The sequence below is a fragment of the Ruegeria sp. E1 genome, from assembly GCF_056534225.1.
This window is the reverse complement of record NZ_JBQFPE010000014.1, coordinates 41147-60049: the sequence shown is the minus strand read 5'-3', so window position 1 is coordinate 60049 and position 18903 is coordinate 41147. Positions and strand designations below refer to the sequence as shown.

Genomic DNA, 18903 nt, shown 5'->3' with positions numbered 1-18903 from the left:
GTGTTCCGGGCGCGACCTTACAAATCCCACATCTTCTGTAAAAGCCGAAAACTCATTCTCGTTGAGGCGCAGCCCCGCCTGCGCTATGAGGCATCAGCCCCGAAGTCATGGAAACGACCCTTAAGATGCCCAAAACGAAGATCACCAAAGAAGAGGCACTGGCCTTTCACCTGGACCCTACCCCCGGCAAGTGGGAGGTGCAGGCCACCGTTCCCATGACCACGCAGCGCGATCTGTCGCTGGCCTATAGCCCCGGCGTCGCTGTACCATGTGAAGCCATCGCCGAAGCGCCCGAGACAGCCTATGACTATACCAACAAGGGCAATCTGGTTGCCGTGATCTCGAACGGAACTGCTGTTCTGGGCCTTGGCAATCTGGGCGCGCTGGGCGGCAAACCGGTGATGGAGGGCAAGGCGGTTCTGTTCAAACGCTTTGCCGACGTGAACTCGATCGATATCGAGTTGGACACAGAAGACCCGGACGAATTTTGCCGTGCGGTGCGGCTGATGGGGCCGACCTTTGGCGGCATCAATCTTGAGGACATCAAGGCACCCGAATGTTTCATCATCGAACAGCGCCTGAAAGAAGAGATGGATATCCCGGTCTTTCACGACGACCAGCATGGTACGGCGGTGATCTGCGCGGCAGGGCTGCTGAACGCGCTGCATATCTCGGGCAAGAAGATCGAAGATGTGAAGATCGTTCTGAACGGCGCGGGGGCTGCGGGGATCGCCTGTATTGAACTGCTCAAGGCGATGGGGGCGAAGCATGACAATTGCATCGTCTGTGACACCAAGGGCGTGATCTATCAGGGCCGGACCGAGGGCATGAACCAATGGAAGTCGGCCCATGCGATCAGTACCGAGCTGCGCACACTGGAAGAAGCGATGAAGGGTGCTGATGTGTTCCTTGGTGTCTCGGTCAAAGGTGCCGTGACGCAGGACATGGTTGCGAGCATGGCCGACAATCCGGTGATCTTTGCGATGGCGAACCCCGACCCCGAGATCACTCCGGAAGAGGCGCATGAGGTCCGCGTGGATGCCATCGTCGCAACCGGGCGCAGCGATTATCCCAATCAGGTCAACAACGTGCTGGGGTTCCCCTATCTGTTCCGCGGCGCTTTGGACATCCATGCCCGCGCCATCAATGACGAGATGAAGATTGCCTGCGCCCATGCACTGGCCCGTCTGGCGCGCGAGGATGTGCCGGATGAGGTTGCGCTGGCCTATGGCAAGACTCTGACCTTTGGCCGCGACTATATCATCCCGACGCCATTCGATCCGCGCCTGATCCACCGCATTCCGCCCGCAGTGGCCAAGGCCGGGATGGATACCGGGGCCGCGCGGCGCCCGATCATCGACATGGAGGCTTACGAGCTGAGCCTGAAATCCCGTATGGACCCGACTGCCAGCATCCTGCGAGGTCTGAACGCCCGTGCCCGCGCCGCCCAAAGCCGGATGATCTTCGCCGAAGGTGATGATCCCCGCGTGCTGCGCGCCGCCGTGACCTATCAACGCTCTGGCTTTGGCAAGGCGCTTGTGGTGGGCCGCGCCGAAGAGGTCAGGCAAAAGCTGGAAGAAGCAGGACTTGGCGACGCGGTGCGCGAGCTTGAGGTGGTGAATGCTGCCAACACCTCGTATCTGGATACCTACAAGGATTTCCTCTATCAGCGGCTGCAGCGTAAAGGCTTTGACCACAAGGACATCCACCGTCTTGCCGCGCGCGACCGGCATGTATTCTCGTCCCTGATGCTGGCACATGGGCATGGTGATGGTCTTGTGACAGGGGCCACACGCAAGTCAGCGCATGTATTGGACCGGATCAACCATGTGTTTGATGCTGACGCGACCCACGGTGCGGCGGGTGTCACGGCCCTGCTCCACAAGGGCCGGATCGTTCTGATCGGCGATACGCTGGTGCATGAATGGCCTGACGAAAACGACCTGGCCAATATCGCCGAACGCTCTGCCGCCGTGGCCCGGCATATGGGGCTTGAGCCGCGCGTGGCGTTTGTCAGCTTTTCGACCTTTGGCTATCCCGTGTCGGAACGGGCCGAGAAAATGCACCGCGCCCCCGCGGTTCTGGACCAGCGCGGCGTTGATTTCGAGTATGAGGGCGAAATGACCGTCGACGTTGCCCTGAACGTCGACCAGCAGGCGGGATATCCGTTCCAGCGCCTGACCGGCCCGGCCAATATCCTGATCGTCCCCGCGCGGCATTCGGCGTCGATTTCCACCAAGCTGATGCAGGAGATGGGCGGGGCCACTGTGATTGGTCCGATCCTGTCCGGTGTCGACAAACCGATCCAGATCTGCTCGACCGTCTCGACGGCGAATGACATTCTGAACATGGCCATTCTGGCCTCGTGCGACATTGGATAAACCATGACGATCTGGAACCTCGGCTCGATCAACGCGGATATGATCTATGACGTGCCGCATCTGCCCGGACCCGGAGAAACCCTGGCTGCGCAAGGGCTGCAGCGGTTTCTGGGTGGCAAAGGTGCGAATATGTCGGTGGCGGCAGCCCGTGCAGGGGCGCAGGTGGCGCATATCGGCGCCGTTGGCAGTGACGGGCGCTGGGCGCGGGATCGGTTGACCGAATATGGTGTGGATACGCGCCATATTGCCGAGGCGGATGTGCCGACAGGTCATGCCATCATCGCGGTGGATGGTGGTGGTGAAAACAATATCATCCTGTTTCAGGGCGCCAACAACGCCATTTCCGAAGATCAGCTGGGGCAGGCGCTGTCCTCAGCCGTTTCGGGCGATCTGCTGGTCATGCAGAATGAAACCAACGCACAAGGTCAGGCGGCAAAATTGGCCCGCGATCTGGGGTTGACCGTCTGCTACGCCGCAGCCCCGTTTCAGGCCGAGAGCGTTCGGGCGGTTCTGCCTTATCTGGATTTTCTGATCCTGAACGAGGTCGAGGCCGAGCAATTGCAGCAGGCCACGGGTCTTTCGGTCGATGATCTGCCGGTAGCGCATGTCATTGTCACCTTGGGTTCAAAAGGCGCTCGGTATCATCAGCGCGGGCAGCAGGCGGTAGATTTCGCCGCGCATGTGGTAGAACCCGTTGATACCACCGGTGCAGGGGATACCTTTACCGGTTATGTGTTGGCTGGAATGGATCGTGGAATGCCGATGGCACAGGCGATTGTTCAGGCAAATCGTGCCGCGGCCCTGATGGTCACGCGGCACGGTACGGCAGATGTCATTCCCGATCTGAAAGAGGTGCGCGACGCGCGGCTCGACTAAGACCCGGCAAACGGCGCATCGCCACCCCACAATTGCTTGACCCGGGCATCGCGGCCGCAAGCCTTGCGATAGGCCTTGTAAGCGTTTTTCTGGCGCTTGGGTCCAAAGCGGGTAAAGACGATTTTTTCGCCCTTGTAGTAATCCTGATGATAGGCCTCGGCCGGATAGAACGCACCTGCCTGCAGGATCGGGGTGACAACTGTCTGACCCAACGCCTTTTGCGCATTTGCCTTGGCGCGCTGTGCAAGTGCCTTTTCCCCTGCATCAGAGACGAATATTGCAGTGCGATAGCTGTTGCCACGATCACAAAACTGCCCGCCCGCGTCGGTGGGATCAACGGACCGGAAGAACATGTTCAGCAATGTTTCACGAGAGACGCGCGACGGATCAAACGTGATCTGGACCGCTTCATAATGTCCCGATCCGCCTTTTGAGACCTGATCGTAGGTCGGGTTGGCTGTCTTGCCACCGGTAAAACCCGATACCGCACCAGTTACGCCGGGCACGGATTCGAAATCGGATTCCACGCACCAGAAACAGCCCCCCGCAACGGTCAGCGTTTCGGTTCCCGCTGCCGGGGCAGGCAACGCGCGCAACATCGCGACCAGCGTAATCAAGGTGAATAACAGGGCGGGTTTGATGTGGTCGATATAAGCAGTCCGGGTCATGGCGGGTCTCCTTCCACGACCAAGCTGACCCGTAATTCTGCCCGTTTCAATCCGCTGACATGGTTTGTCACAGGCTGGTGAAACGAGTTTATCCGTGATCACCCGTTATCCCAGCAACTTCCCCAGCTTCATCGCAACCCCCATGTTGCCCGAAATCTTGAGCTTGCCCAGCGCCACGCCGGTCATCGGATTCAGCTTGCCGGTCAGCAGCTTGGTCAGGTTGTCGCGCGAAATGCGAATGGTGCAATCGGTGTCACGATCCGTCGTCGAGGCGGTGTTATCAGCCAGAACAATCACCCCATCCGCGCCGCAATCAAACTTAAGCGAACCGTCGAAGGGTTTGCCGCCCAAGCCCTTCTGAATTCCATCTGCGATGTCTTGCATTATCTATCCTTTCCCAGGTTGACCTGTGGGTAAAGACATCTGCGTGCTGCGGGCAAGCCTGACCCGACGGGAACCCGGCCAAAGAAAAACCCCGGTGCCTGTCAGGACACCGGGGTCTTATTGGGTAAAATGTTGTTACTTGCTCAAACGCTTGTCCCGCGCCGCCAGCAGTTTCAGGCGCAGCGCGTTCAACTGGATGAAGCCTGCCGCGTCTTTCTGGTCATAGGCACCGGCGTCTTCCTCGAACGTCACATGCGCCTCGGAATAGAGCGAATGATCCGACCAGCGGCCCACGGTCGAGGCCAGACCTTTATACAGTTTCACGCGGACGGTGCCGGTGACGTGTTCCTGTGACCGGTCGATGGCGGCCTGCAGCATTTCACGCTCGGGGCTGTACCAGAAGCCGTTATAGATCAGCTCAGCATATTGCGGCATCAGCTGGTCTTTCAGGTGCATCGCGCCGCGGTCCATGGTGATGGATTCGATACCGCGATGCGCCTCCAGCAGGATGGTGCCGCCCGGCGTCTCATAAATGCCGCGCGATTTCATACCGACGAAACGGCCTTCGACCAGATCGAGACGACCAATGCCGTGCTTGCCGCCATATTCGTTCAGTTTGGTCAGGATGGTGGCGGGGCTCATCGCTTCGCCATTGATGCTGACCGCGTCGCCTTTTTCAAAGCCGATCTCGATGAACTCGGGCTCATTCGGCGCGTCCTCGGGGTGGACGGTGCGCTGGTAGACATAATCGGGTGCCATATCGGCGGGGTCTTCCAGAACCTTACCCTCGGACGAGGTGTGCAGCAGGTTCGCATCGACCGAGAACGGAGCCTCACCGCGCTTGTCCTTGGCAATCGGAATCTGGTTCTGTTCGGCAAATTCCAGCAGCTTGGTACGGCTGGTCAGATCCCATTCGCGCCATGGGGCGATGACCTTGATGTCGGGGTTCAGCGCATAAGCCGCCAGTTCGAACCGCACCTGATCATTACCTTTGCCAGTTGCACCGTGGGCCACGGCATCGGCACCGGTCGCCTCGGCAATCTCAACCAGACGTTTCGAAATCAGCGGGCGGGCAATGGACGTACCCAGCAGATACAGCCCCTCGTAAACAGCATTGGCGCGGAACATCGGGAAGACGAAATCGCGGACGAATTCCTCGCGGATGTCCTCGATATAGATGTTCTCGGGCTTGATCCCCAGCAGCTCGGCCTTTTGGCGGGCGGGTTCCAGTTCCTCACCCTGACCCAGATCGGCGGTGAAGGTCACAACCTCACAACCATACTCGGTCTGCAGCCATTTCAGGATGATCGAGGTATCAAGGCCACCGGAATAGGCCAGAACAACTTTCTTGGGCGCGGACATCTGACTTCCCCTTATGCGTAAGACGCTTGGCCCCTAGCGGGTTTTGAAACCGGGGGCAAGTTATCTGCGTTGACGCTCGGTGCGAATTGGGGTGAAACGGGGGAATAGAGAACAAGGATTGGTTGAGAGGGCAGGGTCGTGTTGGGATTAGAGATATTTGTTCATTCGGTGAAGATGGTCTTGAGGAATCTGAAGGAGGCCCTTCAAATCTCGTTGGTGCCTGCCTTTATCGGTGGCGTACTTGTCGTTGTGCTCAGCATTGTCTTTGGCATTTCGTTCGAGGACATCTCGACCGAACCCAATGGCCTGCCGGATGCCGCATCGGCGGGTGCAATTGCAGGTTTCCTTTTGTTTGTCCTGATTACCATTTTTGCGATCATGCTCTGGATCGTTGTGTCCTGGCATCGGTTCGTGCTGCTTGAAGAATATCCCACAGGCTTTCTTCCTGTGTTCAGATCAGATCGCATCCTGGCATATTTTGGTCGCATAGTGATGCTGATTTTGCTTGGGGTTGTTGCGATGCTTCCGGCTATGCTGGTCATTGGCTTTGTGTCGCAAGCCTCGGCCCTGATTGGATTTCTGGTCTGGTTGGTCTTTGTTCTTTTCTTGTCTGTTGCTTTCTATCGGGTTTCCCCAATTCTGCCCGGTGCCGCAATCGGGAAATCGGTGACGTTGTCAGAAGCATGGAATGCGACCACCGGGTCTGCGGGCGCGATCATTCTGTTGGTGATCCTGTCGGTATTGTTCCAGTTAATGCTGCAATTTCTGGCATCGATAATATTGTTTGTTCCGATCATAGGCGTCTTTGTCGTGATCTTTGCGTTTATGCTGGTTATCCCGCTGATCAACGTCAGCATCCTGACCACTATGTACGGCGTCTTTATCGAAAAACGCGAACTGCGCTAACCCGCGTACACATATGTATTCCTTGCCCTTTCGCTCGGGATAGGCCACTGACGCGCCCATGAGTGATTTCATGAACCGTGCCCGCGCCGCCGAACAGGCGATGCGCTCTGTCTTTCCGGCGACGCCGTTGCAGCGGAATGCCCATCTGTCTGATCGCTACGGGGCCGATATCTGGTTGAAGCGCGAAGACCTCAGCCCGGTGCGGTCCTACAAGATCAGGGGCGCGTTCAACGCCATGCGCAAGCAGCAGGGGCAGGGCCTGTTTGTCTGCGCCAGTGCCGGAAATCACGCGCAGGGCGTGGCCTTTATGTGCAAGCATCTGGATGTGAAGGGCGTGATTTTCATGCCCGTCACCACGCCGCAGCAGAAAATCCAGAAAACCCGCATCTTCGGCGGTGACAATATCGAGGTTCACCTGACCGGCGACTATTTCGACGATACGCTCGCCGCCGCGCAAGCATGGTGCGCGCAGCAGGGCGGGCATTTCCTGTCGCCTTTCGACGATGATGACGTGATCGAGGGGCAGGCTTCGCTCGCCGCCGAGATCGAGGAACAGCTGGGCCGTGTGCCCGATCACGTGATCCTTCCCGTCGGCGGCGGCGGCATGTCCTCGGGCGTGGCGACGTGGTTTGGCGATCGCACCCATTGCCTGTTTGTCGAGCCCGCAGGCGGGGCTTGTCTGCGCGCGGCACTTGCGGCGGGGCATCCTGTGGCTCTGGATCATGTGGATACATTTGTCGACGGGGCCGCCGTGGGCCGGATCGGTGCAAAGCCCTTTGAACTGCTCAAATCGCGCCACCTGTCCGACGTACTGACGTTGTCCGAGGACCGCATCTGTGCCACCATGATCGAGATGCTGAATGTCGAGGGCATCGTTCTGGAACCTGCCGGTGCCCTTGCCATCGAAGCGATTGGGGATGTGCAAAGCTTTATCCGGGGCAAGACCGTGGTCTGCGTCACCTCGGGCGGGAACTTCGATTTCGAACGCCTGCCCGAGGTCAAGGAACGCGCCCAGCGCTATTCCGGCGTCAAGAAATACTTCATCCTGCGCCTGCCCCAGCGCCCCGGCGCGCTGAAAGAGTTTCTGGGCATTCTCGGCCCCGAGGACGACATTGCCCGGTTCGAATATATGAAGAAATCGGCGCGCAACTTCGGATCGGTCCTGATCGGGATCGAAACCCGAAAGCCGGAAAACTTTGTGCGCCTGTTTGCCCATCTGGATGAGGCCGGGTTTACCTATACCGACATCACCGAGGATGAGACGCTGGCGCAGTTCGTGATCTGAGTCAGGTCAGATTGGCCGGCAGCTCTGCATCAAATACTGCCTTCGAGGCATCGAACATCGCGAGGATCCGGGGAATATCGACAGTCCTCGCCTCGCCCACAGCCGCCTGCCGTTCCCCATCCTGACAAAGCTTCGAGAACTGATCGAACCCCAGACTCAGCGCGCTGCCCTTGAGGAAATGCAGGTTCTGTTCCATTTGACTGCGCCGCGTGTCCTGCTTCAGCCGGTCCAATGCCTCGTGCACCTCGTCCAGAAAAATCTGCACGACTTCGTCGAATTCCTCGGCCCCGACTTCATGTCGTAATTGTTGAACTCTGGGCCAGTTGATCATCTCGTGCCTTTGCCATTGCTCGCGTTGCCTGTTTGTAGCGCGGTGCACGTAAACAGCCGGTTAAGCCCCGTCTGCTCAGGCCTTCACCAGATGTTAAGCGGCTGGCTTCTAGGTTGGCGTCGTTGCGGGCAAACGGGAAACGCAGGGTGTCAGAATCCAACCAGGCCGAGGTGAGGGGGGAACCCGATTTTGGCGCGATTCAGAAAGTTCTGATCGTGGATGACAGCCGGTTGCAACGCCGCATTCTGGCGGCGTCGCTCAGGAAATGGGGTTTTCAGGTGCTTGAGGCCGATAGTGGCGAGGATGCAATCGCGCTCTGCCGGGATCAGCCGCCCGATCTGGTGCTCAGCGATTGGGTCATGCCAGGGATGAGCGGTCTGGAATTCTGCCGCGCCTTTCGTGACATGGACCGCGAACAATACAGCTATTTCATCCTTCTGACGTCAAAAAGCGAAAAGCAGGAAGTGGCGCGGGGGCTGGATGCCGGGGCCGACGATTTCCTGATCAAACCGCTTGAGGCGGACGAGCTGCGCGCACGTATCGCCGCCGGTGCGCGCATTTTGCTGATGCAGCGCGAGTTGTCCGACAAAAACCGCCTGATCGAAACCGCACTTGCGGAGTTGCGCGTGGCCCATGATGCCATCGACAAGGACCTGATGCAGGCGCGCAAAATTCAGGACTCGCTGGTGCCGGAACTGACGGGGCAGTTTGGCAACTCGCGAGTCAGCCTGCTGCTGAAACCGTGCGGCCATATTGGCGGCGATCTGGTGGGGATGTTCTCGCCCGGTGTGAACCGGCTTGGGTTCTACAGTATCGATGTGTCGGGTCATGGCATCACCTCGGCGATGATGACCGCGCGACTGGGCAGCTATCTGTCCAGCACACATTTCGATCAGAACGTCGCGATGGAGAGGCGATTCAACAAGTTCTACGCGCTTTTACCGCCGGATGAGGTCGCGGCCACCCTTAATTCCCGCCTGATCGCTGACACCGGGATCGAGGAATATTTTACCATGGTCTACGCCATCGTCGATCTGCGCAACGGGCATATGAAAATGGTACAGGCTGGCCATCCGCATCCCTTGCTGCTGCGTCAGGACGGGCAGACCGAGTTTCTGGGCGAGGGTGGACTGCCAATTGGTTTGTTGCCGGATGCCGGGTTCCAGAAGATCGATACCTACCTGCAACCGGGCGACAAGCTGCTGCTATACTCGGACGGTTTTACCGAATGCCGCCAGACGGATGGAACATTGCTGGACGAGGACGGGTTACGCGACATGGCTTTGGAATGCGCTGCGCATATGAAAGGCGGGCCGGAATTTCTGGATGACATGTTCTGGCATCTTACGCAGGCGATGTCACCTGCGGGCGCGATGGATGATGACGTTTCGGCTGTATTCTTCGAATATAACGGGGCTTAGCAGCTGTGAGCATACCGGGCGGCAAAGTGGCGATCCCCCGCGTTGCCCAGCATATGTGCCGCATCTGCGGCGTCCATCCAAAGCGCCTCGTGAAAGGCTTCGGTCGGCGGACCGATGCGGCGGACAGGGCGGGCCTGGTAGATCAGGCAGATTTTCTCGGCCCAGAGGTCATATTCAGGCATATAGGCAAAACGCCGAAACGCTCCGACACGGCGCGGCGCGGCGATCAGCCAGCCGGTTTCCTCGAACACTTCGCGGTGCAAGGCGGTAATGGGCGATTCGCCCGGATCAATGCCACCACCGGGCAACTGCAGGTCGGGGCCCGGGTCGGTCTGACAGGTCAGCAGCAACCGATGGCCTTGGGGCAAAAGGGAATAGACACCAACGCGGCGCGTGTATGTCTGACCGGGAACAGGGCTTTCCCCAAAACGTCTGATCATGTATGGCCCCTTTCAACCCGAAGTGTTCGACCTATATGGTGGCGGTATGCCAACCCGTGGCGTGTAAGGAAACCCCATGTCTCTTGGAACGAAAATCGCGTGGGACGATACCGTCCTGCCCTTTCAGCTTGATGTATCGGATATGCGCGGCCGCGTCGCGCGGCTGGATGGCGTGTTGGACGGCATCCTCAAACAGCACGACTATCCCGAAAAGGTCGAGGCGCTGGTTGCCGAGATGGCCTTGCTGACCGCGTTGATCGGCCAGACCATTTCGCTGCGCTGGAAGCTGTCGCTGCAAGTGCAATCCAAGGGTGCCGTGCGGATGATCGCGACGGACTATTATGCGCCGCAGCAGGAAGGCGAAGCGGCGCAGATCCGGGCCTATGCCAGTTTCGACCGCGATCGGCTGACCGATGCCGCCCCGTTTGATCAGGTCGGCGAGGGGTATTTCGCCATCATGATCGATCAGGGTGAAGGCACGCAGCCCTATCAGGGCATCACCCCGCTGGCCGGAGGCTCTCTGAGCGCCTGTGCCGAGGCGTATTTCGCGCAGTCCGAACAGCTGCCGACCCGGTTTTCGCTGAGTTTTGGCAAATCGACCGAACCCGGTGTCGGTGAGCATTGGCGCGCGGGCGGCATCATGCTGCAGCACATGCCCAAAGCCTCGCCCTTTGCGGCGTCAGGCGAGGGCAGCGGTGACATTCTGACCGCCAGCGATCTGGTTGATGGTGAAGAAGGTGAAAACTGGGATCGCGTCAATATCCTGCTGGATACGGTAGACGATCTGGAACTGATCGGGCCGTCCGTTGCGCCCACCGACCTGCTTGTGCGCCTGTTTCACGAGGAACAGCCCCGCGTTTACGACGCCCAACAGGTAAAGTTCGGCTGCACCTGCTCCGAAGATCGCGTGCGGCAAAGCCTGTCGATCTATTCGGCGCAGGACATCGAGAAGATGACCACCGATGACGGCAAAGTCACGGCCGATTGCCAGTTCTGCGGCGCGCATTACGTGTTGGATCCGCGCACGGTTGGCTTTGATGCCGAAGACACGGATGGCGTCTGACGCGGCAACCCATCTGGCGGCGGCACTGAATCGCCCGGGCAGCGGGTCGAGCGATTTTGACCTGAATCCCGACGTTACTCTGCCTGCGGGGCGCAAACTGCGCCCTGCGGGGGTTCTGGTACCGGTGTCGCTGACCGAAGCTGAGCCGCGCCTGATTCTGACCAAGCGGTCCTCAGCGCTGAAACATCATCCCGGCCAGATCGCCTTTCCGGGTGGCAAGCAGGATCAAGGTGACGCTGACGTCACCGCGACCGCGCTGCGAGAAGCGCACGAAGAAATCGGGCTTCCGCAAAACCTGCCGCGCATTCTGGGCCATCTGCCGACCCATGAAACCGTCACCTCATTCGCCGTCACCCCCGTGGTTGCCGTTCTGGATCGGGCATTTGATCCGGTGCCCGAGCCGGGCGAGGTAGATGAGGTCTTCTCGGTCCCTCTTGCACATGTGCTGAACCCCGCGAATTATGTCGTCGAGTCGCGCCGCTGGCGTGGACAGAAACGGTTCTACTACACGGTTCCCTACGGCCCCTATTACATCTGGGGCGCGACGGCGCGCATTCTGCGGGGGCTGGCAGCACGGGCAAACGGATGATGCAGATCACCGAAGACTGGATCACAGCACCGGCCACGCAGGCCGTCTGTACCGCGCTTATAAGCTCGGGCGCGCAGGCGCTGTTTGTGGGCGGCTGCGTACGTAACGCGCTGCTGCACGCGCCGGTATCAGATATCGACATCTCGACCGATGCGCGCCCCGAACAGGTGATGAAACTGGCCAAGGCTGCGGGCCTCAAGGCGATACCCACCGGTCTGGAGCACGGGACAATCACCGTTGTCAGCGATGGCATCCCGCATGAGATCACCACCTTCCGCCGCGACGTCGAAACCGACGGCCGCCGCGCGGTTGTGGCGTTCTCCGGCAAGGTGGAAGAGGACGCCGCACGCCGCGATTTCACTATGAACGCGCTGTACGCGCGCCCCGATGGCACAATTCTGGATCCTCTGAACGGCTTGCCAGACCTGCAGGCGCGCCGGGTCCGGTTCATCGGCAAGGCAGAAGATCGCATTCGCGAGGATTACCTGCGCTCGCTGCGTTATTTCCGCTTCCATGCCTGGTACGGCGACGCCGAGGCCGGGTTCGACCCGGACGCGCTGGCTGCCATCGCTGCAAATCTCGACGGGTTAGAGACACTTTCCCGCGAACGTGTTGGGTCTGAGATGCTGAAACTGCTGGCCGCGCCGGACCCTGCGCCCTCGGTGGCGGCGATGCGCAGCGCAGGCGTACTGGCGCGGTTGCTTCCCGGCGCAGATGACACTGCGATGGCGATTCTGATCCAGCTGGAACAGGACGCTCATGCCGCACCCGATGCGATTCGTCGTCTGGCTGCCATCGCGCCGCCGGATGTCGCCATAACGCTGCGGCTCAGCAAGGCGCAGCTTCAACGGCTGACCCGGATGCGGGATGAGGCGATGGCCCCCACCAGCGTGGCCGAACTCGGCTATCGCTACGGGGCGGCGGGCGGCCTGCATGAAACCCTGCTGCGTTGTGCGTTTCTGGAACAGCCATGGTCAAACGACCTCGCGCGCGCCCTTGAACACGGGGCCGCAGCCCGGTTTCCAATCAAGGCTGCGGATCTGATTCCCGCCTTCTCAGGCCCCGCGCTGGGCGCAAAACTGGCCGAGCTTGAGGCGCGTTGGATCGCCTCGGATTTCGCGCTCAGCCGCGATGATTTGCTGGCGGATTGAAGCGAAGTCTCAAAAGGGGATGACAAATCCCGCAAGTTTTGGCAGGGTGCGCCTGACTCAAACACGAGGGAGGACTGCGAATGTATTACGGGATCTGGGACAGCTAAGGCTGAACACTTGACCCGTAGGGGTGGTGTTCAGACGCCATCTTTCTTCGCATGACCTATTATCTGCTCAATCGGAGCACCCTCCATGTTTCGCTATTTCGAAAATCTCGTCGACCCCTTTGTCGCCTATGAAGAAACCGACACGCCGCCCACGCGGCTGTGGCCCTTCATGCTGGACTATACACGGCCGTTCTTCCGCCTTTTTGCCTGGACGGCGCTGATTTCGGTGATCGTTGCGGCGGTCGAGATCGGGTTGATCTACTATATGGGCCGCATCGTTGATCTGCTTGGTGGATCGCCCGCCGAACTGTGGCAGGCGCATGGGACCGAGTTGGTGCTGATCGCTCTGTTTGTCCTGTTTCTCAGACCGTTGTTGCATGTGGTCGATGTGCTGTTGCTGAACAACGCAATCCTGCCCAATGTTGGCACGATTTTCCGTTGGCGAGCGCATAAACACGTTCTGCGTCAATCCGTTGGCTGGTTCGAAAACGACTTTGCCGGGCGCATCGCCAACCGCATCATGCAAACCCCGCCCGCCGCCGGTGAGGTGGTGTTTCAGGTGTTTGACGCGATCTCGTTTGCGCTGGCCTATATGATAGGTGCGGCGATCCTGCTGATCGCTGCGGATGCCCGCCTGTTGTTGCCGCTGCTGGTCTGGTTTGTTTTCTATGCCGCGCTTGTCACCTGGACCGTCAAGCGTGTCGGGCCTGCGTCGCAGGCGGCTTCCGACGCGCGCTCGACCGTCACGGGACGGGTGGTGGACAGCTATACCAACATCCATTCGGTCAAGATGTTCGCACATGACGCACAGGAAATTGACTATGCCCGGGAAGCGATCGAGGAAACCCGGCGCACCTTTCAGATCGAGATGCGGATATTCACCATCATGGATGCGGCTCTGGTTACCCTGAACGGGTTCCTGATCGTCGGTGTGTGCGGCTGGGCGATTGCACTGTGGATGCAGGGCAGCGCCTCGGTCGGTGTTGTTGCGGCGGCTACGGCGCTGACTCTGCGGCTGAACTCGATGACCGGCTGGATCATGTGGGCGCTGACCAGTTTCTTTCGTGAACTGGGGATCGTTGCCGAAGGGATGCAGACCATCGCGCAGCCGGTTGGCTTGCTGGATGACCCGGATGCAAAACCCCTGAGGCTCAGGAAAGGTCAGATCGAAATTCGCGACCTGTCGCACCATTATGGCCGCGAAACCGGCGGGCTGGATCATGTCAACCTGATGATCCAGCCGGGTGAAAAGATCGGCCTAATCGGGCGTTCGGGTGCGGGAAAATCGACCCTGGTAAAGCTGCTTTTGCGGTTTTATGACGTCGAACAGGGCGCAATCCTGATCGACGGTCAGGATATTTCGAAGGTCACACAGGACAGTCTGCGCAGCCATATCGGTATGGTCCAACAGGACAGCGCGCTGCTGCACCGCTCGGTCCGGGCCAACATCCTCTATGGTCGCCCCGAAGCGACCGAGGAACAGATGATCGCCGCCGCCAAACAGGCCGAAGCGCATGATTTCATCCTTGACCTGCAAGACCCGCAGGGGCGCAAAGGTTACGACGCCCATGTGGGCGAGCGCGGCGTGAAACTGTCGGGCGGTCAGCGGCAGCGGGTGACGCTGGCCCGAGTGATCCTGAAGGACGCGCCTATTTTGCTGTTGGACGAGGCTACATCCGCCCTAGATTCCGAGGTCGAAGCTTCGATACAGGAAACGCTCTACGGTATGATGCAGGGGAAAACCGTGATCGCCATTGCCCACCGGCTCAGCACCATCGCCCAGATGGACCGTATTCTCGTCATGGATGGGGGCCGCATCGTAGAAGAGGGCGGCCATTCTGACCTGTTGGCGCAGGGTGGGCTTTACGCCCAGTTCTGGGCGCGGCAATCTGGGGGCTTCCTGAACCCGGAGGCCGCCGAATGAGGATTGCCGACCTCATCCAACCGTTCAAAGACACTGACACGCCCCCGCCGCAAACGCTGGGGGCGTTCATTCGCTGGGCCCTGTCCGGCGCATGGCCGATGCTGTTTGTCGCTGCCCTGTTCTCGGCCACAGCAGGCGCGATGGAGGCCGGTACGGCTTGGATCTTGGGCCGGGTAATCGATGTCGCCACTTCTGCCGGGCCGGATGCGTTTCTTACGGGCAGTAATCTGTGGATGATCCTTGGTGCGGTGGCGTTTTTCATGCTGCTGCGTCCCGCGCTGTTCGGCCTGTCGTCGCTGTCGAACAACTACATCGTCATGCCGAATATCACGCCGTTGGTGCTGGCCAAGCTGAACCGCTGGACACTGGGCCAGTCTGTCACCTATTTCGATGATGATTTCGCGGGTCGGATCGCCCAGAAACAGATGCAAACCTCGAACGCGATGGCGTCGGTCGTGTCTGAAACGATCAGCGCGATTGTGTTCGCTTTGGCCTCGCTGGCGGGGTCTTTGCTTTTGTTAGGGTCTATTCATCCGCTGGTGATGTTGCCATTTGTCGGCTGGCTGGTCGTCTATTTCGCTTTGGTGCGCTGGTACTTGCCGCGTATCCGCAAACGCTCGGCCGCGCGGGCCGGGGCGCGGGCGATGGTGTCGGGGCAGGTGGTCGATACGATCACCAACATCAAAACCGTCAAGCTGTTTGCCCATTCCGAATTCGAAGATCAGGCGGCCCGCGATTCTATGGTCGACTTGCGTGAACGGTCGTTGGAGTTTGGTAAGCTTTCCGCCAGCTTCCGCTTCGTCCTGATGACGCTTGCCGGTATCCTGCCTGTTCTGTTGATCGGCGCAACGCTGTGGCTTTGGCAAGCAGGCACCGCAACCGCCGGGGACATTGTGGCAGCAGGGGCGGTTTCGATCCGGATCGCGCAAATGACTGGTTGGGTCAGTTTCACGCTGATGGGGCTATATGCCAATGTCGGCGAGATCGAAAACGGGATGCACACGCTAGCCAAACGTGACCGCGTCGAGGATGCCGCCAATGCCGCCCCGCTTGTGGTGTCAGAAGGCGAGATCGCATTCGACCATGTCAGCTTTGCCTATGGGCGCGATATCGGCGGTGTATCCGACCTGCATTTCACCGCCGCCCCGGGTGAGAAACTGGGTATCGTGGGTGCCTCTGGTGCGGGTAAATCCACCTTGGTTTCGCTGTTACTTCGGCTCTATGACGGGGAAAAAGGCGTTATTCGCATCGACGGTCAGGATGTCGCGACGGTGACGCAGGATAGCCTGCGCCGCCAGATCGGCATGGTCACGCAGGAAACCGCGATGTTCAACCGTTCCGCGCGCGAGAATATCCTATACGGTCGTCCCGACGCGACCGAGGCCGAGATGATCGAGGCCGCCACCAAGGCCGAGGCGCATGAATTCATCCTTGGCCTGCAGGACGCGCAAGGTCGCAAGGGCTATGACGCGCATCTGGGGGAACGGGGCGTGAAGCTTTCCGGCGGTCAGCGGCAACGGATCGCTCTGGCCCGCGCCATCCTGAAAGACGCACCGATTCTGGTGCTGGACGAAGCCACATCGGCGCTGGATTCCGAGGTCGAGGCCTCGATCCAGACGGCGTTGCATCGAGTGATGCAGGGCAAGACCGTGCTCGCCATCGCCCACCGCCTGTCCACGCTTAGCGAGATGGACCGGATCATCGTTCTGGATCAGGGGCATATCGTCGAAAGCGGCACACATGATGCGCTGCTGGAACGCGGCGGGCTATACGCAAGGTTCTGGCACCGTCAGTCTGGCGGGTTCATTCAAGCCGAGGCGGCGGAATAAGGGGCCTTTGCGTTTCTAATAAATCAAGCATCGGAATGCGCGTTCGACCGTAGGGAGAGACAGCGTATTTCGATCCAAAGTAAACGCAAAGGACCCAAAGGGGTTTTGTTGCCTGCAAACCCCCGCTATCAGGCCACCCATGACGCAGCACCACACCATAACCCGCCTTGGCCATCAGGGGGACGGCATCGCCGATGGACCCGTCTATGCCCCACGCACCCTGCCGGGTGAGGTGGTCAGTGGCACGTTGGTTGGTCAGATGCTGACTGATATCCGGGTCGAAGAACCCTCGGACCAGCGCGTAAAAGCGCCTTGCCGGCATTACAAGGCCTGCGGCGGCTGTCAGTTGCAGCACGCATCGGATGCGTTTGTTGCGGATTGGAAGGTTGACGTGGTGCGCAACGCGCTGGCCGCGCAGGGGCTCGATGCCCCGATGCGGCCCATTTACACCTCGCCCGACCGCTCGCGCCGCCGTGCGACCATCGCTGTGCGCCGCACCAAGAAAGGCACTTTGGCCGGGTTTCACGGGCGCGCGTCTGACACGATCACCGAGATCCCCGATTGCCACCTGCTGCATCCCGATCTGATCGCCGCCATTCCGGTCGCTCAGGCTCTGGCGCTGCTGGGGGGCAGCCGCAAAGGCGTTCTGGCCGTGACGCTGACCCTGTCCGAGGTGGGTCTGGACGTGTCGGTCAAAGGCGGCAAGCCACTGGATGGCCCGCTGGAACTGGCGCTGGCACAGGCGACCGAACACCACGGCCTCGCCCGGCTGAGTTGGGAGGGTGAGGTGATCGCCATGCGCGAACCCCCGATCCAACGATTTGGCCCTGCCACTGTCATGCCACCACCGGGTGCCTTCCTGCAGGCCACGAAGGACGGAGAACAGGCTCTAATACAGGCCGTTTCCAATGCAACACAGGGCGCAAAGCGCATCGCGGACCTGTTCGCGGGCTGCGGAACCTTTGCGCTGCCTTTGGCGCAAACCGCCGAAATCCACGCGGTTGAGGGCGAGGGTGAAATGACCAAAGCCCTGGATCAGGGCTGGCGCAAATCACAAGGGCTGAAACAGGTCACGACCGAGGCGCGCGACCTGTTCCGCCGTCCGTTGATGCCGGACGAGCTGGAAAACTTCGACGCCGTTGTCCTTGACCCGCCCCGCGCAGGGGCCGAAGCGCAGGTGGCTGAGCTGGCGCAGGCGCAACGCCCGGTCATCGCCTATGTCTCGTGCAACCCGGTGACATTCGCCCGCGACGCAAAAACGCTGGTGAATGCGGGGTACACCCTTGAATGGGTGCAGGTGGTTGACCAGTTTCGATGGTCGTCACACACCGAACTTGCCGCGCGCTTTGCCCTGAACCCGTAACCCAGACACAAAGGACTATCCGCAATGGGGATCACCCAACGCCTGCTGACCATCATCGAGGCCCCGGCTTTCGGGCGGTTCATCACCGCTGTGATCCTGTTCAATGCGATACTGCTGGGCATGGAAACCTCACCCACGCTGATGGAGGCTGCGGGCCCCGTGATCGTGACACTGGACAAGCTGTGCCTTGCCATCTTCGTCGCCGAGATTGCGATGAAGCTGATCGCGACGCGGCGCAGGTTTTTCACAAGCGGCTGGAATATCTTTGACTTCGTGATCGTCGGCATCGCACTGGTCCCCAGTGCCGGGGCGCTCTCGGTCCTTCGGGCGCTGCGGATCCTGCGGGTTCTGCGCGTCATCTCGGTCGCACCGCGCCTGCGCCGGGTGGTCGAAGGCTTCATCTCGGCCTTGCCGGGCATGGCCAGCGTATTCCTGCTGATGGCGATCCTGTTCTATATCGGTGCAGTGATTTCGACCAAGCTGTTCTCGTATTCCTTCCCAGACTGGTTCGGCGATCTGGGCCTGTCGGCCTATACCCTGTTCCAGATCATGACGCTGGAAAGCTGGTCCATGGGCATCGTGCGTCCGGTGATGCAGGTTTACCCTTACGCCTGGCTGTTCTTTGTGCCCTTCATCATGGTGACGACCTTTGCCGTGGTGAACCTGCTGGTCGGTCTGATCGTGAACTCGATGCAGGACGCCCACCATGCCGAGGATGAGGTCAAGACCGACGCCTATCGCGACGAGGTGCTGGAACGGCTGGAAAACATCGAACGCCGCCTGATGGAGCAGGTCCCCATCAAAAAGTGATTTCAGTTTTTCA

Annotated in this window: 17 protein-coding genes; 12 read left to right on the top strand and 5 right to left on the bottom strand. The window is 59.8% G+C overall.

Annotated features, from left to right (window positions below):
• The first annotated feature begins 125 nt into the window (after positions 1-125).
• Positions 126-2381 carry an NADP-dependent malic enzyme gene (locus ACR0FG_RS16980; RefSeq protein ID WP_480894184.1) on the top strand — a complete coding sequence of 752 codons (2256 nt, stop codon included), beginning with the start codon at positions 126-128 and terminating at the stop codon, positions 2379-2381.
• A 3-nt stretch (positions 2382-2384) separates the two neighbouring features.
• Positions 2385-3257 (top strand): ribokinase, encoded by an 873-nt coding sequence (locus ACR0FG_RS16975; protein WP_480894183.1) that lies wholly within the window; start codon positions 2385-2387, stop codon positions 3255-3257.
• Here ACR0FG_RS16975 and msrA read toward each other — a convergent pair.
• The 3 genes from msrA to ACR0FG_RS16960 form a co-directional block, all read right to left on the bottom strand.
• Positions 3254-3925 carry a peptide-methionine (S)-S-oxide reductase MsrA gene (msrA, locus tag ACR0FG_RS16970; protein WP_480894182.1) on the bottom strand — a complete coding sequence of 224 codons (672 nt, stop codon included), beginning with the start codon at positions 3923-3925 and terminating at the stop codon, positions 3254-3256. The two genes, ACR0FG_RS16975 and msrA, sit on opposite strands and share 4 nt — an antisense overlap.
• 105 nt (positions 3926-4030) lie before the next feature.
• Entirely contained in the window at positions 4031-4312 is a 282-nt protein-coding gene (locus tag ACR0FG_RS16965; protein ID WP_480894241.1) for an SCP2 sterol-binding domain-containing protein, read from the bottom strand.
• 132 nt (positions 4313-4444) lie between these two features.
• Positions 4445-5671, bottom strand: a complete 1227-nt coding sequence (locus ACR0FG_RS16960; RefSeq protein ID WP_480894181.1) for an argininosuccinate synthase — start codon at positions 5669-5671, stop codon at positions 4445-4447.
• Positions 5672-5845: 174 nt separating this feature from the next.
• On the opposite strand from ACR0FG_RS16960, the gene ACR0FG_RS16955 reads away from it, so the two are divergent.
• Positions 5846-6577, top strand: coding sequence for a hypothetical protein (locus ACR0FG_RS16955; protein WP_480894180.1), 732 nt, complete (start codon positions 5846-5848; stop codon positions 6575-6577).
• A 58-nt stretch (positions 6578-6635) separates the two neighbouring features.
• Positions 6636-7862 carry a threonine ammonia-lyase IlvA gene (gene ilvA, locus ACR0FG_RS16950; RefSeq protein ID WP_480894179.1) on the top strand — a complete coding sequence of 409 codons (1227 nt, stop codon included), beginning with the start codon at positions 6636-6638 and terminating at the stop codon, positions 7860-7862.
• Position 7863: 1 nt separating this feature from the next.
• Here the strand turns inward: ilvA and ACR0FG_RS16945 are convergent, their stop codons facing one another.
• Positions 7864-8193, bottom strand: a complete 330-nt coding sequence (locus tag ACR0FG_RS16945) for an Hpt domain-containing protein (protein WP_480894178.1) — start codon at positions 8191-8193, stop codon at positions 7864-7866.
• A gap of 146 nt (positions 8194-8339) precedes the next feature.
• Here ACR0FG_RS16945 and ACR0FG_RS16940 point away from each other — a divergent pair, with 146 nt between their 5' ends.
• A complete protein-coding gene (locus tag ACR0FG_RS16940; protein ID WP_480894177.1) occupies positions 8340-9614 on the top strand; it encodes a PP2C family protein-serine/threonine phosphatase in 1275 nt (424 codons plus the stop codon).
• Here the strand turns inward: ACR0FG_RS16940 and ACR0FG_RS16935 are convergent.
• Positions 9611-10054, bottom strand: coding sequence for an NUDIX hydrolase (locus tag ACR0FG_RS16935; protein ID WP_480894176.1), 444 nt, complete (start codon positions 10052-10054; stop codon positions 9611-9613). The genes ACR0FG_RS16940 and ACR0FG_RS16935 overlap by 4 nt on opposite strands.
• A gap of 76 nt (positions 10055-10130) precedes the next feature.
• Between ACR0FG_RS16935 and hslO the strand changes: the two genes are divergently transcribed.
• The 7 genes from hslO (at position 10131) to ACR0FG_RS16900 (ending at position 18890) form a co-directional block, all read left to right on the top strand.
• Positions 10131-11117, top strand: a complete 987-nt coding sequence (gene hslO / locus ACR0FG_RS16930; RefSeq protein WP_480894175.1) for an Hsp33 family molecular chaperone HslO — start codon at positions 10131-10133, stop codon at positions 11115-11117.
• Positions 11092-11706 (top strand): CoA pyrophosphatase, encoded by a 615-nt coding sequence (locus ACR0FG_RS16925; RefSeq protein WP_480894174.1) that lies wholly within the window; start codon positions 11092-11094, stop codon positions 11704-11706. The genes hslO and ACR0FG_RS16925 overlap by 26 nt, the downstream gene beginning before the upstream one ends.
• On the top strand, positions 11703-12857 hold the full coding sequence (locus ACR0FG_RS16920; protein WP_480894173.1) for a CCA tRNA nucleotidyltransferase: 1155 nt from the start codon (positions 11703-11705) through the stop codon (positions 12855-12857). Before ACR0FG_RS16925 ends, ACR0FG_RS16920 begins: the two co-directional genes overlap by 4 nt.
• Positions 12858-13049: 192 nt before the next feature.
• Entirely contained in the window at positions 13050-14888 is a 1839-nt protein-coding gene (locus tag ACR0FG_RS16915; RefSeq protein ID WP_480894172.1) for an ABC transporter ATP-binding protein, read from the top strand.
• Positions 14885-16717, top strand: coding sequence for an ABC transporter ATP-binding protein (locus ACR0FG_RS16910; RefSeq protein WP_480894171.1), 1833 nt, complete (start codon positions 14885-14887; stop codon positions 16715-16717). The genes ACR0FG_RS16915 and ACR0FG_RS16910 overlap by 4 nt, the downstream gene beginning before the upstream one ends.
• A 139-nt stretch (positions 16718-16856) precedes the next feature.
• Positions 16857-18080 carry a class I SAM-dependent RNA methyltransferase gene (locus ACR0FG_RS16905; RefSeq protein ID WP_480894170.1) on the top strand — a complete coding sequence of 408 codons (1224 nt, stop codon included), beginning with the start codon at positions 16857-16859 and terminating at the stop codon, positions 18078-18080.
• A 24-nt stretch (positions 18081-18104) separates the two neighbouring features.
• Positions 18105-18890 carry an ion transporter gene (locus tag ACR0FG_RS16900; RefSeq protein WP_170711216.1) on the top strand — a complete coding sequence of 262 codons (786 nt, stop codon included), beginning with the start codon at positions 18105-18107 and terminating at the stop codon, positions 18888-18890.
• Positions 18891-18903: the final 13 nt, after the last annotated feature.

Bases quoted from the DNA above. Each gene is read 5' to 3' on its own strand.
- ACR0FG_RS16900 (WP_170711216.1), top strand. From the start codon at position 18,105: ATGGGGATCACCCAACGCCTGCTGACCATCATCGAGGCCCCGGCTTTC.
- ACR0FG_RS16945 (WP_480894178.1), bottom strand. From the start codon at position 8,193: ATGATCAACTGGCCCAGAGTTCAACAATTACGACATGAAGTCGGGGCC.
- ACR0FG_RS16915 (WP_480894172.1), top strand. From the start codon at position 13,050: ATGTTTCGCTATTTCGAAAATCTCGTCGACCCCTTTGTCGCCTATGAA.
- msrA (WP_480894182.1), bottom strand. From the start codon at position 3,925: ATGACCCGGACTGCTTATATCGACCACATCAAACCCGCCCTGTTATTC.
- ACR0FG_RS16925 (WP_480894174.1), top strand. From the start codon at position 11,092: ATGCCGAAGACACGGATGGCGTCTGACGCGGCAACCCATCTGGCGGCG.
- ilvA (WP_480894179.1), top strand. From the start codon at position 6,636: ATGAGTGATTTCATGAACCGTGCCCGCGCCGCCGAACAGGCGATGCGC.
- ACR0FG_RS16960 (WP_480894181.1), bottom strand. From the start codon at position 5,671: ATGTCCGCGCCCAAGAAAGTTGTTCTGGCCTATTCCGGTGGCCTTGAT.
- ACR0FG_RS16935 (WP_480894176.1), bottom strand. From the start codon at position 10,054: ATGATCAGACGTTTTGGGGAAAGCCCTGTTCCCGGTCAGACATACACG.
- hslO (WP_480894175.1), top strand. From the start codon at position 10,131: ATGTCTCTTGGAACGAAAATCGCGTGGGACGATACCGTCCTGCCCTTT.
- ACR0FG_RS16955 (WP_480894180.1), top strand. From the start codon at position 5,846: ATGGTCTTGAGGAATCTGAAGGAGGCCCTTCAAATCTCGTTGGTGCCT.
- ACR0FG_RS16980 (WP_480894184.1), top strand. From the start codon at position 126: ATGCCCAAAACGAAGATCACCAAAGAAGAGGCACTGGCCTTTCACCTG.
- ACR0FG_RS16905 (WP_480894170.1), top strand. From the start codon at position 16,857: ATGACGCAGCACCACACCATAACCCGCCTTGGCCATCAGGGGGACGGC.
- ACR0FG_RS16920 (WP_480894173.1), top strand. From the start codon at position 11,703: ATGATGCAGATCACCGAAGACTGGATCACAGCACCGGCCACGCAGGCC.
- ACR0FG_RS16975 (WP_480894183.1), top strand. From the start codon at position 2,385: ATGACGATCTGGAACCTCGGCTCGATCAACGCGGATATGATCTATGAC.
- ACR0FG_RS16910 (WP_480894171.1), top strand. From the start codon at position 14,885: ATGAGGATTGCCGACCTCATCCAACCGTTCAAAGACACTGACACGCCC.